Below are 14,076 nucleotides of genomic sequence, written 5' to 3'. Positions count from 1 at the left end.
ATCCTATACATTGTCGGAAAATCCATTCAGATACGCCTTGAAATTATCTACAATGTTTTCAGGGTCAGCAATCAATGTCTTGAACGTAAATGGACTTGTATTGTAAAACTGATAGCCTGATGCTTTACGCAGAAAACCATCTTTTACAGCCAGCTTTTCTACTTTTTTGTATGTATCAAGAACCGCCTGATGTGTTGGCAGTAAGCAATCATGAAAACGCTTGATTACTGTCATAGGCAGGATAACAAGACCATATTCATGTGGTTTGTATGCACCTACAAGGTCATCTGCAACAGACCATACAAGAGCTGCTGTATCATTAGAATTTTTACCAACGCTTGTAATTAACTCATCACTATTCGCCATTGTGTTTTCTCCTTTTCCACTTTCCTCTAAAATCCCTCAGACTTTAAAAATTTATCTAATATATCGACCAACACATCTTTCATATTTGTATCGTTTGCAACACAATACATTTTCAAACGTTTTTTCATATCCTCTGTTAAGTAAAACTGTATTGGTACTTTCTTCTGTTGTGGTGTAGCCTGCTCCACCATATTATTCTTATTTATCATCAAAAATTTCCTTTCTCAGCGAAATCATTTATTTATGATTTCATACTATCATGATTTCATCAGACACTCAAGGAAGATTATTTCAAAACCGATAAATCATATTATCCGAGCGCATGTCTATGTAAATCCATATAAATAAGTCGTCTCGTTTGTTTTTATTTTCTTCTATAACAAATTCACCACCACCCGATCCACTCCACGCAGCTTCAACATTTCCTCCATTCTTTTCCACACATCCAAATCCACCCCAAACAACGAATTATACCTCCCCACAATCCGCAAATGCTCCGGATACAAAAACGCCTGTTCTTCACAGAATCTGGGACACTTCCGCACCGGCACTTGGGCTCCTCGGCTTCCTTCGACACACGTTGCATACATTGGACAATACTGCGAGGTATTGGTCTGATAAAAGGGAAGATGAAGACTGTTTTTCCCTTCCGGGAACTTCCCGGTACTGGTATCGCCGCAGCTCTCCCATTCATACCGTTCCATCCGAAATTCTTCTTTTAAATATTCCTGGTAAAACGCCGCATGAACGCTGTTTTGTTCAAACAGTATACGTTCTCCCAGCTTATAGGCCATCCTCGGATCTTTTTTCCGCTTGTTGAGCAGCACGCCGAGGCAGAGGGAAAACACCGGAAACTGAGCTGCCAGATGGGCCGTTCCCCAGTCATTTACGACAATCTCGATGGTTTTGTTCTCTTGTTCACACCATCTGGCAAGATGCTGCAGACGTGCTTGCGTTTCCGACAGATTTTCTTCCAGCAGGAAAGGAAAGACCAGTGTAACTGCAAACGACTCCCGGCAGGCTTTATCCATCAGTGCGAACAGTTCCTCTTCTTTTGGTGCCAGATGCGGGCAGAAAGCATTTCCTATATAGAGCCGGTCTGGGTGAAAAATCGGCGGATCTGGAATCTGGTTTTTCCGAAAATAAGCATCAAAAAACACCGCACTTTCCATCGAAAGATACGCCGTATACCATTCCGGCCGGTCCAGTTCGAGTGCCAGCTCGACCGGCTGCCCGGGCTGCCCGGATCCCACAAAGCCATTTTGCAATGTCACAAATGTTTCCTTTCCGATTCCGGAGAACCATACCTTCTTCTGCTCTTCCAGGCTTTCCAGATGAAACGCGTCCTGCTCCGCAGGATATCCTGTCATATGCTCTGCCAGGGCGGCATCATCGTCCTCCATTTTCCACCGGATATACTGGCTGTATTGCAGGGCAAGGTGCTGTACCGCATTTCGATAATCTTCCTGTTCCGTAGTGAAGGTATAAACAACATCAAAATCTTCCTCTTTTTCCTGCAGAAAAGTCGCATCACGAAGAAGAATCCGCTGGTAGGATGCCGTTTTCTGATCATAAAATGCCAGTTCCCACGGTGCGTTTTTCTGCTCAACTGTGGCCGGTGCCGCAAGGCGGGTCTGAAAGCCATATTCCGAAATTGCCGTGATCCGCACTTCCTTATCTCCCCAGTATCCCGCCAGGATTCCGAACGGCAGCATGGAAATCCATGGCCATTGGCTGATTTCTTTTTCCCGTTCTTTTTTCTGTTTCATTGCTCCAACTCTCCCGTTTTCTGATACCATCCAGTATACCTGTTTTCCTGGAAAACTCAAATAAAAAAATCCACCCACGCCCGGAAGCAGTCTCACCAGAGACCTCCAAGTCATGGATGAATTTTTATTTTCTACCAAATATGTAGTTTGTTACATTATTTTTTCAGGCAAACTCAGCAAATCTTATAAAGATGTTCACGAAGCTGCCTCTTTTGTAAACGTCTCAATCAACTCTTTGGCATCATCATATCCCTGTCCTTCCAGTTCTTTCTGATACCACTCATCTACGCCGTCTACCGCCTGTTTGAACGAATCGATGTCCATATCCTCATAATTGGTAATGGTAACACCATTTTCATTCTGCCAGCGGTTCATGATTTCATCATCACCGGCGCGGTTGATTTCACGCTCATACTGTGTTGCCAGACGACCGCACTCATCGATCACTTCCTGCTGCTCCGGTGTCATACTGTCATAAATGTCTCCGTTAATACAGAAGAACAGACAATCATAAATTGCATTCCACATCGAGCAGTACGGCTGTACTTCCTGTACGCTGGCTGCATCGATAGCAGGAAGTGGATTTTCCTGGCCTTCTACGGTTTTCTGCTGCAGGGCCGTGTAGGTCTCGGACCAGTTCATGTTGGTGGCATCGGCGCCCCAGCGTTTGTAGCATTCCATCAGCAGGTTGCTTCCTGCCACACGGATTTTCAGGTTTTTCATATCATCGACGGTTTTTACTTCCTGCTTGCTGTTGGTCAGCTGACGGAAACCGTTCTCAGCGATTCCCATGCAGTGCAGGCCGTACTCATCAAGGATCTCTTTCAATTTTTCGCCTGCCTCGCCGTCCAGTTTTACATCCGCATCTTCTACGGAATCAAACAGGAACGGAAGGGATACGACGTTAAATCTCGGATCAAATGCAGAGTAAATCAGGTTGCTGTGCATTGAAATCTGTACCGGATCTCCATCGATCAGTGCCTGGATACCTTCGGACTGGTTTCCGTTGGTCAGCTGGTCTGCGGCATATACGTTGACTTTGATCTTGCCGCCGGTTGCTTTTTCGATCAGTTCTCCGAACTTCCGGCCGCCTTCTGCCCAGGTACTGGTTTCTGTCGTGGAGCAGGTGAAGTTCCAGGTCTGCTCCGGCCAGTCGAGATCGCTTCTTTCTTCTACATCATAGGTTCCTGCGGACGAAGTATCTTTCTTTGTGAAGGTTTCGATCAGATCTTTGGCATCGTCATAGCCCTGGCTTTCCAGTTCGTTCTGATACCAGGCATCTACACCGTCTACCGCCTGTTTGAAGGAGTCGATGTCCATATCTTCGTATTTTGTGATCTTGACACCGTTCTCGTTCTGCCAGCGGTTCATGATCTCATCGTCACCGGCACGGTTGATCGCACGTTCGTAATCGACGGCTTTCTGTCCGGCCTCATCGACAACTTTCTGCTGTTCCGGAGTCAGATTGTTATAGATATCTCCGTTAATGCAGAAGAACAGGCAGTCATAAATCGCATTCCACATCGAGCAGTACGGCTGTACTTCCTGTACACTGGCTGCGTCGATAGCCGGCAGCGGATTCTCCTGGCCTTCTACGGTTTTCTGCTGCAGGGCGGTGTAGGTCTCGGACCAGTTCATGTTGGTCGCATCGGCACCCCAGCGTTTGTAGCACTCCATCAGCAGGTTGCTTCCTGCGACACGGATTTTCAGGTTTTTCATATCATCGACGGTTTTTACTTCCTGCTTGCTGTTGGTCAGCTGGCGGAAACCGTTCTCAGCGATTCCCATGCAGTGCAGGCCGTACTCATCGAGGATTGCTTTTAATTTTTCGCCTGCCTCGCCGTCCAGTTTTGCATCCGCATCTTCTACGGAATCAAACAGGAACGGAAGAGATACGACGTTAAATCTCGGGTCAAACGCAGAGTAAATCAGGTTGCTGTGCATCGAAATCTGTACCGGATCTCCGTTCATCAGTGCCTGGATTCCCTCGGACTGGTTTCCGTTGGTCAGCTGGTCTGCGGCGTATACATTGACTTTGATCTTGCCGCCGGTTGCTTTTTCCATGAGCTCGCCGAACTTGCGTCCGCCTTCTGCCCAGGTACTGTTCTCGGTGGTGGAGCAGGTAAAATTCCAGGTCTGCTCTTCCCATCCAAGGTCACTGTAATCAGCGATATCGTTGTAATCCTCATTGCCGGAGGAAGTTCCATTTGTACTGCTATCCGCACCATCGCTGCCGGAAGTATCGGAATTCGTTGCTGCTGCTACCGTTCCGGTATAAGCTCCGTCTTTTGCCAGTGCTTTTGGAAGAAACGTGGAAATCTGCGGAACATACGTAATCAGAAGCAGAACTGCTACCGATGCTGCGATCATTGGCATAACGGCTTTGGAAATCTGCTGAATGGTAACTTCCATTCCTTTTTTCAGTTTTACGGAAATGGCAACAAACAGGTTGACACCGACCGGCGGAGTTACCTGTCCGATGGCCAGGTTGACCGTTGCCACGATACCGAATGCTACCAGGTCATAGCCAAGGGCTTTGCAGACCGGAAGCATAATCGGGATGAAAATGTACATGGCAGAGTTTGCATCGATAAAGCATCCTGCAATCAGGAAAATGATATTGACAATCAGGAGGAATACAAACTGGTTATGAGCAACGCTTCCAAGAAGATCCGATGCTGCCTGCGCAATACCAAACTTTGTGCAGACAAAGGAGAACAGAGAAGCACTTGCGACGATCAGCATAATTCCACCGGTTGTTTTGGCAGAATCTACCATCAGACCCCACAGATCTTTCAACTTAATTTCTTTATAGATAAAGATTCCGACAAACAGACCGTATACAACGGAAACGGCTGCTGCCTCAGTCGGGGTGAAAATACTTCCATAGATACCGCCAAGGATGATGACCGGCATTAAGAATCCCCAGAAAGCATCTTTAAAGGCATCCCATCTTTCTTTGGCTGTTGCTTTTTTCTGGGTCGGCTGAATGTTGTGTTTCTTTGCCTCCAGAAGAACAACGATGACAAGGGCCACACCCATCAGAATACCAGGAACGATACCTGCTGTGAACATATCGGCAATGGATACGCCTGTGATGGATGCATAAACAACGAATGCAATACTCGGCGGTATGACGATCGCAATCGAACTTGACGTCGCCATCAGGGCCGTGGAAAACGGAGCAGAAAATCCGCCTCGCTCAATCATGGCAGGGATCAGAACCATACCAAGTGCTGCTACGGTTGCCGGACCGGAACCGGAAATCGCACCAAAGAAGCAGGCTACAATAACGCATACGATGGCGATACCGCCTTTTTTATGGCCGACGCAGGTGTCGACGAAACGAATCAGTCGTTTGGAAATGCCCGCTTTTGCCATAATGTTTCCGGACAATACAAAGAACGGAATGGCAAGGAGCAAAAATTTACTGATACCGGAATACATATTGGTTGCTACGATGGTCAGGGATGTACCGGAGTACAGGATCGCGCAGATTGAAGACAGACCAAGGCAGATGCCAATCGGGATACCAAGGATCAGAAAAACAAAGAATGAAAGAAAAAGAATTGCACTGATCATTTTTTCTGTCCCTCCTCTTTTGCTTTTACGAATGTATCAATCAGATATTCAATCATGTGCAGCGTCATGCAGGCTGCGCCGATCGGTACGAAAGACCAGAAAATCCATTCCGGCCAGTTTAAAACGAACGTTCTCTTTCCGTTGGCAAGCTGGGTCAGTACCTTGTCCATGCCGTATTTAAACAGAACTACGGTAAAGGCAATACTAAATGCTGTGTTGACAACCAACAGGATTCTTCTCGCCTTCGCAGAAAGACGGTCCGGCAGCAAAGAAAGATTGACCAGTTCTCCGTCACGGGCAGCAAGCGCTGCTGCGAGAAGTGTAATCAGGACAAATACCGCAACGACAAGCTCTTCGGTAAATGACCAGGACTGATGCAGTACCTTACGGGAAAGAACGTTTCCCACCGTAAGCACAACAATCAGGATCGTGGACAGCACGAGAACCAGTTTCTCAACAAATGCCAGTCCATTCATGATTTTTTTGTACACTTTCATATGTTTCCTCCCTTTTCCCGCTGTCGGGTACAATGTTCCAGCAGGATCTATTCTTTGCCAGGCTGTATTACCGGGGTGAATTTGCAGCTGACAAACAAAAAAATCCGCCCCTCAACGAGGGACGGAACTGTTCTTTTCCCGCAACCACCCTTGTCTCTTCTTTGAAACAAGCACGAATACAACGCACAAGCATACGCGGTTTCTGTAACGGGAAACTCCCGTGAAAACCTACTGGAATTCCGGCACATAGTACGATACACGGCCGATTCGTTGGGCTTTCCTTCTCCAAGATGATTTTCAATCCAGATTCGTTGCTGTCTCGCATCTTTCCGGCAGCTCTCTGAAAACGATTTGTCTGCATTTACTTTTTCTTTTCTCAGAATTTGCTTTTACACGACAGAAGCAATTTTAACGCGATTTTTGTTGATTGTCAAGAATTGGCTGGAAAAATTTGTCGATTTTTTGAAAAACCGCATTTTTTTCGGTTTCTGACCTTTTTCTTGCATCTTTTCCATATCTTTTATATAATAATCTGCGGTATCCGAAATATGCAGCCTGATTTTTCATCTCGATCTTCCAACATCAGTCCTGCTTATTCATGAAAGGATGATTTTTATGATAAAAAAACTGATTTCCTTTTTTCAAAAAGATGCAGTGCTTACCGTCTCTTTTTTTCTTGCAGTGCTTTCCTGCTTTTTCTGTCCTCCCGGTCCACAGTATCTTGGCTATCTGGATTTTCATACTCTGATCCTGCTGTTCTGTCTGATGCTGATTGTCGTGGGCCTGCGGGAATGTGGCGTATTTGACTGGCTTGGCACCAGTCTTCTCCGGCATGTAAACTCAGAACGGATGGTTGCTCTGCTTCTGATTTCCCTGTGCTTTTTCTGCAGCATGCTGATTACCAATGATGTCGCTCTGATTACCTTTGTTCCGTTTGGCATTCTGCTTCTGCGAATGTGCCATATGGAGCAGAAAAAAATACTTCTTGTCACCTTTATGACCATGGCTGCAAACCTTGGCAGTATGTTTACTCCTATCGGCAATCCGCAGAATCTTTATCTGTATTCGCTTTCCGGACTTTCCCTTTTGCAGTTTCTGCTTATGATGCTGCCTTATACTCTGGGTGCTGCAGTTCTTTTTCTGATCTGCATTTTTCTGTTTTTCTCCGGAAAGAAAATTTCCGTTTCCCTGGAGAAAAAAGCGATTACTCATCCGCGGCAAATCGCAGTTTTTGCAGCTCTTTTTTTCTGCTGTATTCTTACGGTTGCCAAACTTCTCCCGCATAGTATTCTGCTTCTGATCACGATTGCCGGGATCTGCCTGGTGAACCGCAGCCTTTACCGCAGAGCAGACTACTCTCTTTTGTTCACTTTTGTGTTTTTCTTTCTTTTTATTGGAAACATGAAACAAATGGCAGCGCTTCGTATTTATCTGGAACAGATGATTACCGGACACGAACGGCTTCTTTCCGTCCTCACAAGCCAGATCATCAGCAATGTTCCTGCCGCCATGCTGCTTTCCGGATATACAAAAGAAATCCCGGAACTGATTGTAGGAACCAACCTCGGCGGCCTCGGGACTTTAATTGCATCTATGGCAAGCCTGATCTCCTATCGCCAGATTACGGCCGCAGACGCTTCCTGCCGCAAAAAATATATCCTGGTTTTTACTGTTTTCAATCTTGTTTTTCTTGCTATTTTGTATCAGATACGCTAAAATAAAAAGAAGATCCGGCTGTACGGGTCTTTTTTCACGGCATTTTATACCGTCTCATTATTACTGTACTTAGCATTTTATATTGAAAAAGAAAGGGTTTCATTTATGAAGATAGATCTCAGAAACGTTCCGGATGCCGAGGTTTCCGGTATTGATCTTGCAAATGTTGACATTACTGTTCCGGCGCCGGAGACAGAACCGCAGCGTCAGTATTACTTTATGGCACTTTTAAAACAGCAGCTCGTACCAGAGCGTGCAAAACAAAACGGAAAAGAGTATCTGACTGCCTGCATCACAACCTTCGGCTGCCAGATGAACGCCCGCGATTCCGAAAAGCTGGAGGGAATTCTGGAAACCGTCGGCTACCACATTGTGGAGACCGAAGATGCCGATTTTGTTGTTTACAACACCTGTACCGTCCGTGAAAACGCAAATCTGCGTGTCTACGGTCGCCTTGGACAGCTTGGCAAGTACAAAAAGAAAAATCCGGGCATGATTATTTCCCTCTGCGGATGCATGATGCAGGAGCCGCTTGTTGTCGAAAAACTCAAAAAAAGCTACCATTTCGTCAACCTGATTTTCGGAACGCATAATATCTACCGCTTTGCCGAGTATCTTGTCCGCTGCATGACAGAGGACCGCATGGTGATCGATATCTGGAAAGATACCGACAAAATCGTGGAAAATCTCCCGGTTGACCGCAAATATCCGTTCAAGTCGGGTGTTAATATTATGTTCGGCTGCAATAACTTCTGCAGCTACTGTATCGTACCGTATGTGCGCGGCCGCGAACGCAGCCGGAAGCCGGAGGAAATCATCGCAGAGATCAAACGCCTCGTTGCAGACGGCGTTGTTGAAATCATGCTGCTTGGTCAGAATGTCAATTCCTACGGAAAGAATCTCGAGGAGCCGATGACGTTTGCACAGCTTCTGCGCAAGGCAAATCAGATTGAAGGGCTGAAACGCATCCGTTTCATGACCTCACATCCGAAGGATCTCTCGGAAGAACTGATCGATGCAATGCGCGACTGCGAGAAGGTCTGCCTCCATCTTCATCTTCCGCTCCAGTCCGGAAGCAGCCGTATCTTAAAACTGATGAACCGCCGTTATACCAAAGAGCAGTATCTTGACCTGGTAGACCGAATCCGCGCAAAAGTGCCGGATATTTCTCTGACAACAGATATTATCGTTGGTTTCCCTGGTGAGACCGAAGAAGATTTTCTGGAAACACTGGATGTGGTCCGCCGCGTTCGTTACGACAGCGCGTTTACCTTCCAGTATTCCAGAAGAACCGGAACACCGGCAGCTGCCATGGAAGACCAGATCCCGGCGGATGTTGTAAAAGACCGTTTTGACCGTCTTCTTGCCGAGGTCCAGGAAATTTCCCGCGAGGTAACCGCAAGACATCTTCATACCGTACAGGAAGTTCTGGTGGAAAGTATCAATGAGCAGGACGCTTCTCTTGTCACCGGCCGTATGAGCAACAATACGCTGGTTCATTTCCCGGGAGATGCTTCGATGATCGGAACGCTGCGGAACGTTTCCCTGGACGAATGCCGCGGCTTCTACTATATGGGAACGCTTGTTTAACCAAAAGACCCTGCCCGCACAGTTTTTCAGTCTTTGAAAAGACTATGTTACAAAGCTGTGCAGGCAAGGTTTTTATATATAACTTCTCCTTTTATCCTCTCACATCTGGAGTTTTCCCGGAGAGCCGCCTCTGATAAAAGAAGTAGGTAATCATAAGCATAACTCCAGCTCCGACCCATGCGGAAATTTCTGCGAATGCCACTCCGCGGAACGCAAGGCGCGGTGCTAAAAGCAGCACAACCATGACGCGCATGGCAACCTCCACAATCCCGGACACCATCGGCAGAACTGTTTTTCCCATTCCCTGGCAGGCGTTTCGGAAGACAAACAGCCAGCCAAGGGCGAACAGGGCAACTCCGGTAACCGGCAGAAAGATACAGGTATAGGAAATGACTGTCGCATCATTCAGCATCAGGGATGCCAGAAGCTTCGGGCAGAAAATTTCCAGTGCTGCAAAAGGAAGATTGACAAGGACAGAAAGCACGACACCTGCCCTGACTCCCTGTTTGATCCGGTCGTATTTTCCGGCTCCATAATTTTGTCCTGTAAAAGTCAGAAGTGCAAGTCCAAGTGTTATACCCGGCTGCTCGAACAGACCGCACACCTTCATACATGCAGCATAAGCTGCGACATAAGCCGTTCCCATCTGATTGACAAAAACCTGAAGGACCATACCGCCCACCGCAGTTACAGAATTCATCACAGCTACCGGCAGGCCTTTTCCAACGAGTGCGCCAAGAAGTACACCATCTGCCCTCCAGTCTGTTTTCCGCGGAAGCAGTTCTGCGGCGCGCCGGATATATACCAGACAGTAAAGGGCAGAAACCACCTGCGCCAGAACCGTTGCAAGCGCCGCTCCAAACACGCCCATGCCAAACGGAAATACAAATAGAAGATCCAGCACAATATTGACCACCGACGAAACGATCATAGAAGCCAGCGGCACTTTACTGTTTCCGACGGACCGGAGAAGCGTCATGGCAAAGTTATTAAAAATGGTAACGGTACTGCCCGCCAGAATGGTTCCAAAATAAACCAGAGTGTCTGTCATCATATCCTCCGGTGTCTGGAGAAAGACAAACAGACGGCGCATCCAAAACAGACTGCCCACCGTAATTACAATTCCAATGGCAAGGCAGATATAAACCGACATCGCAATTTCTTTCCGCAGTTTTTCGATATCATTCGCTCCAAAGGAGTGGGAAATACAGATCCCAAGTCCTCCGGTAAGCCCCATGGCAAGCGAGAATCAAAAAATGTACCGAACTGGTATTTCCAACCGCTGCCAGGGCCACATCTCCGATCCCCTTTCCAACGACCATGGAATCCACAAAGCTGTAAAGCTGCTGAAAAAGATTTCCGATCAGAATCGGCAGGAAAAACTGAAAAATCAGCTTCATGCTGTTGCCCTGCGTCATATCATTTGTTGTTTTTTGCATGATGATAATCTTGTAACCTTTCCTTTCTTCATTCCTTCTTGCAAATCATATAAAATCACTATATACTAAAAGAAATTTGTTTCCATCCACAGTCAGTATGGAACATCCACTACGAACGAAAAGTGAGACATCTATGAATAACTTATATGAATATATCGACCCCATCGCCTCTCCTTATGAGGCTTTTCTTTTTGACAGCACGCGGGACTCCCTTCCGATTCCTGCTCACTGGCACTATTATGTAGAACTTCTCTACGTTCTGAAAGGAGAAATTGAGGTTTCCCTTGATAATGTGACATCCATCGGAACGGAAGGATCTGTGATCCTTTTTCCGCCCAAATGCGTTCATTCTATCGCGCTTGCAAAGGGGTCTGTTCCGGTGCAGTATGATGTGATTAAATTTGACCCCAATCTTCTGCCCACCTGCAAGACGGATGAGCTGGATCTGCGTTCGATTCTGCACGGCATCCACACGTTCCGCTGCCCCTGTATTTTTTCTCCGGAGCAGGTACGGAAAATGAACCTTTTTCCTCTTTTTTCGGATATTCTTAAGGAATACCGGGATAAAGAGCTTGGCTATTCCATGATTCTTACAGCGGATCTTCGGAAAATCATCAGCCGTTTTGTACGGAATTGGCAGAAAAGCGGGACTTCTTTTCCGTCTCCCGGCGTGCATCCTTCCTACGAAATCAGTTTTGACCTGATTTCCGAATACATTGATTCCCATTATTTTGAAGAACTGACCGTAGAGAAACTTGCCGCCATGTGCAACATGTCGCACTCCACATTTTCCATGAATTTTTACCGCCGCTACAATATGACCTGCAAAGAATATATTACGGCAACCAGAATCAATGCGGCAGAAAACATGCTGCTTTTTTCCAGTCACGATGTTTCTTTTATTGCCAGAGAAGTCGGCTATCCGGACTGCAGCTATTTCATCCGGTGTTATAAAAAAATAAAAGGAATCACACCGAAACAGGCCAGAAAAATCCAGGCAGAAAAAAATAAATAACGTTATTTTGCAGAAAAGGGCACGCATTCATTTTGCGTGCCCTTTTTCCATGCCTTATCGTTCTGCTGTCTCGTATACGCTTCGTACGCGGTATGCGCCCGATACGCCGGTTCCCTTGGCGGTAAAGTCTGCGGTCGGCAGAATACGGAAGGTCTTTGTTCCTGCTTCCATATCAACGAAGTTATCGTCCAGGCGAAGCACACCGTTTTCGGTCTCTACGCTGACAGATTTTGCGAAGTTCTCTGCCGTTACAGTTACGGTATCGCCGTCTACCGATACAGAAAGTTTCGGATCTGCGAAATGGTAATGCTTCGGTGCACAGAACAGCGTCGATCCGGAAGATACGACGTTTCCATCGACAACCAGCTCATACGTCAGATGAACTTCCAGCGGATCCTGACCGTTGAAATCAAGATGCGGCATCCACTGTCCGCCGTAGGCCGGTGCGTTGACCTCGAAGGTTCCCTCTTTGACTACGGAAGAATCCGGACGGCGCAGAGACCATTTTACGGTTCCAACAATCGGCTCACCCGTCTCATTCGCAACGTGAAGATCTGCACTGACATCGATCGGATGCGGCAGGGTGTTGACAAACGGTTTCTGGTCAATCTCTCCATGCTCCTCGCAGGAAAGCAGAACCGGTGCAAACATCTTCTTCTCTGCGTACTGCAGTGCTTTCCAGTTTCCGTAGTAATCTACGCTTGCCCAGGATGCTACCGGCCAGATATCGTTCAGCTGCCATACAACAGCACCCATGCAGGTACCGCGGAAGCGGCGGAAATGCTCTACGCCGTAACGGATGGCATCTGCCTGAAGAAGCTGTGAGCAGTAAAGAAGCTCATCAAAATTCTTCGGATACAGATAGGTCTGTGAGATATAGTTCAGGATCTTTCCGTTGGCAGCCGTATTTCTCTGGTGCATTTCCATGACGCGTGAGAAGATGTTGCGGTCGCCGTCTTCCGTAAACCGTTTTACAGTCTGCAGGGACGGGAAGGACTGGAATCCGAACTCGGACAGGAAACGGTAATGGTGGGAACGATAAGCGGTAAACGGCTCGCTTCCGTGCCATACGCCCCAGTAATGGGTATCGCCGACATTTTCCGCATTGCTGTTTTCGTAATTTCCACCTGAAGACGGGGATGACGGCCAGTAGAATTTCTCCGGATCCTCTTCTTTGACGATTTTCGGAATGATGTACTCATACAGATGGATATAATCGTAATACTGTTTCTTGGATTTCGGCCATGCCAGCATTTCATACTGTGTCTCCATCTCATTGTTTCCGCACCACAGAGCGATACTTGCATGAGAACGAAGTCTGCGTACATTCTGACGGATTTCTGTAGAGATATTCTCCTCAAAGTGATCTGACAGCTCGTAGGAAGCGCAGGCAAACATGAAGTCATGCCAGATCAGAAGTCCTCTCTCATCGCAGACATCATAGAAGAAGTCATCGAGGAAGTATCCGCCGCCCCATATACGCAGGGAATTGAAGTTTGCTTCCTGTGCGGATTTTAACAGCAGATCGGTACGTTCTCTCGTCTGGCGGGTTAAAATATTATCCTCCGGAATGTAATCCGCGCCCATCGCGAAAATCTGCAGTCCGTTGATTTCATATGCAAAGTTGCGGCCTTTTACCGTCTTTGCTGCTTTATCGGTGATAATTACTTTCTTCTCACCGTTTGTCATAACCATGTTGTCGCCGTCGTCGTAATCTGGTGCCTGTCCGGTCATGTGCTCATCATAAACTTCATCTTCCATCGGATCGGTATTGACCGTGATGGTGCGAAGACCCATTTTTTTCTCCCAGGTATCCAGGGTATCCTCTGCAACAAGCGCTACCTTTACCTGATACAGTGCCTGTGCGCCGTAACCGTTCGGCCACCACAGCTCCGGATTTTCTACGGTAAGAGAAGCCTGTACATGGTTGCTGCGAAGCTCACACGTAAGACCAGTCAGATTCTTTGCCGGTGCTGAATGGGTCAGCGGATCGATGCTGCCGCTTTCTGCGGTCAGAACGGTTTTTCCATCCGGAGAAGTAACCGTCATGACAATTTTTACATTTCCGTCGGTAACTCCCGGCATCCACTCGATCTCAGCAT

Annotated in this window: 10 protein-coding genes and 1 pseudogene; 3 read left to right on the top strand and 8 right to left on the bottom strand. The window is 47.1% G+C overall.

Going from position 1 to position 14,076, the window contains the following annotated elements:
• Positions 1-3 precede the first annotated feature (3 nt).
• The 6 genes from DW965_RS20870 to DW965_RS19080 all read right to left on the bottom strand — a co-directional run bounded on the left by DW965_RS20870 (position 4) and on the right by DW965_RS19080 (position 6,781).
• On the bottom strand, positions 4-366 hold the full coding sequence (locus DW965_RS20870; RefSeq protein WP_330420906.1) for a type I restriction-modification system subunit M N-terminal domain-containing protein: 363 nt from the start codon (positions 364-366) through the stop codon (positions 4-6).
• Positions 367-392: 26 nt separating this feature from the next.
• On the bottom strand, positions 393-575 hold the full coding sequence (locus DW965_RS04950; protein ID WP_055266023.1) for a plasmid partition protein ParG: 183 nt from the start codon (positions 573-575) through the stop codon (positions 393-395).
• A gap of 165 nt (positions 576-740) precedes the next feature.
• Complete coding sequence (locus DW965_RS04945) at positions 741-2,135, bottom strand: hypothetical protein (protein WP_147345100.1); 1,395 nt, start codon at positions 2,133-2,135, stop codon at positions 741-743.
• A gap of 195 nt (positions 2,136-2,330) precedes the next feature.
• A complete protein-coding gene (locus tag DW965_RS04940) occupies positions 2,331-5,717 on the bottom strand; it encodes a TRAP transporter large permease subunit (RefSeq protein ID WP_119198108.1) in 3,387 nt (1,128 codons plus the stop codon).
• The gene (locus DW965_RS04935) at positions 5,714-6,214 is read right to left on the bottom strand and encodes a TRAP transporter small permease (protein WP_119198107.1); all 501 of its coding nucleotides are present in this window, start codon (positions 6,212-6,214) and stop codon (positions 5,714-5,716) included. The genes DW965_RS04940 and DW965_RS04935 overlap by 4 nt, the downstream gene beginning before the upstream one ends.
• A gap of 408 nt (positions 6,215-6,622) precedes the next feature.
• On the bottom strand, positions 6,623-6,781 hold the full coding sequence (locus DW965_RS19080; protein WP_156327599.1) for a hypothetical protein: 159 nt from the start codon (positions 6,779-6,781) through the stop codon (positions 6,623-6,625).
• A gap of 48 nt (positions 6,782-6,829) precedes the next feature.
• On the opposite strand from DW965_RS19080, the gene DW965_RS04930 reads away from it, so the two are divergent.
• Positions 6,830-7,930 (top strand): SLC13 family permease, encoded by a 1,101-nt coding sequence (locus DW965_RS04930; RefSeq protein ID WP_119198106.1) that lies wholly within the window; start codon positions 6,830-6,832, stop codon positions 7,928-7,930.
• Between the two features lie 105 nt (positions 7,931-8,035).
• On the top strand, positions 8,036-9,520 hold the full coding sequence (miaB, locus tag DW965_RS04925) for a tRNA (N6-isopentenyl adenosine(37)-C2)-methylthiotransferase MiaB (RefSeq protein WP_117761538.1): 1,485 nt from the start codon (positions 8,036-8,038) through the stop codon (positions 9,518-9,520).
• Positions 9,521-9,611: 91 nt separating this feature from the next.
• On the opposite strand, the pseudogene DW965_RS04920 reads toward miaB, so the two are convergent.
• A pseudogene (locus DW965_RS04920) lies at positions 9,612-10,842 on the bottom strand (MATE family efflux transporter).
• A gap of 250 nt (positions 10,843-11,092) precedes the next feature.
• On the opposite strand from DW965_RS04920, the gene DW965_RS04910 reads away from it, so the two are divergent.
• Positions 11,093-11,974 carry an AraC family transcriptional regulator gene (locus DW965_RS04910; protein WP_055266011.1) on the top strand — a complete coding sequence of 294 codons (882 nt, stop codon included), beginning with the start codon at positions 11,093-11,095 and terminating at the stop codon, positions 11,972-11,974.
• 54 nt (positions 11,975-12,028) lie between these two features.
• Here the strand turns inward: DW965_RS04910 and DW965_RS04905 are convergent, their stop codons facing one another.
• A complete protein-coding gene (locus tag DW965_RS04905) occupies positions 12,029-14,059 on the bottom strand; it encodes a beta-mannosidase (protein ID WP_119198103.1) in 2,031 nt (676 codons plus the stop codon).
• Positions 14,060-14,076: the final 17 nt, after the last annotated feature.

It is taken from the genome of Blautia sp. AM47-4 (genome assembly GCF_003479865.1).
GTDB classification, from domain to species: domain Bacteria; phylum Bacillota; class Clostridia; order Lachnospirales; family Lachnospiraceae; genus Fusicatenibacter; species Fusicatenibacter saccharivorans.
This window is presented reverse-complemented; position numbering and strand designations above follow the sequence as displayed.

Excerpts from the sequence above, each read along its gene's own strand:
- DW965_RS20870 (WP_330420906.1), bottom strand. The coding sequence starts at position 366 with ATGGCGAATAGTGATGAGTTAATTACAAGCGTTGGTAAAAATTCTAAT.
- DW965_RS19080 (WP_156327599.1), bottom strand. The coding sequence starts at position 6,781 with ATGAAAAATCAGGCTGCATATTTCGGATACCGCAGATTATTATATAAA.
- DW965_RS04905 (WP_119198103.1), bottom strand. The coding sequence starts at position 14,059 with ATGCCGGGAGTTACCGACGGAAATGTAAAAATTGTCATGACGGTTACT.
- DW965_RS04945 (WP_147345100.1), bottom strand. The coding sequence starts at position 2,135 with ATGAAACAGAAAAAAGAACGGGAAAAAGAAATCAGCCAATGGCCATGG.
- DW965_RS04935 (WP_119198107.1), bottom strand. The coding sequence starts at position 6,214 with ATGAAAGTGTACAAAAAAATCATGAATGGACTGGCATTTGTTGAGAAA.
- DW965_RS04940 (WP_119198108.1), bottom strand. The coding sequence starts at position 5,717 with ATGATCAGTGCAATTCTTTTTCTTTCATTCTTTGTTTTTCTGATCCTT.
- miaB (WP_117761538.1), top strand. The coding sequence starts at position 8,036 with ATGAAGATAGATCTCAGAAACGTTCCGGATGCCGAGGTTTCCGGTATT.
- DW965_RS04910 (WP_055266011.1), top strand. The coding sequence starts at position 11,093 with ATGAATAACTTATATGAATATATCGACCCCATCGCCTCTCCTTATGAG.
- DW965_RS04930 (WP_119198106.1), top strand. The coding sequence starts at position 6,830 with ATGATAAAAAAACTGATTTCCTTTTTTCAAAAAGATGCAGTGCTTACC.
- DW965_RS04950 (WP_055266023.1), bottom strand. The coding sequence starts at position 575 with ATGATAAATAAGAATAATATGGTGGAGCAGGCTACACCACAACAGAAG.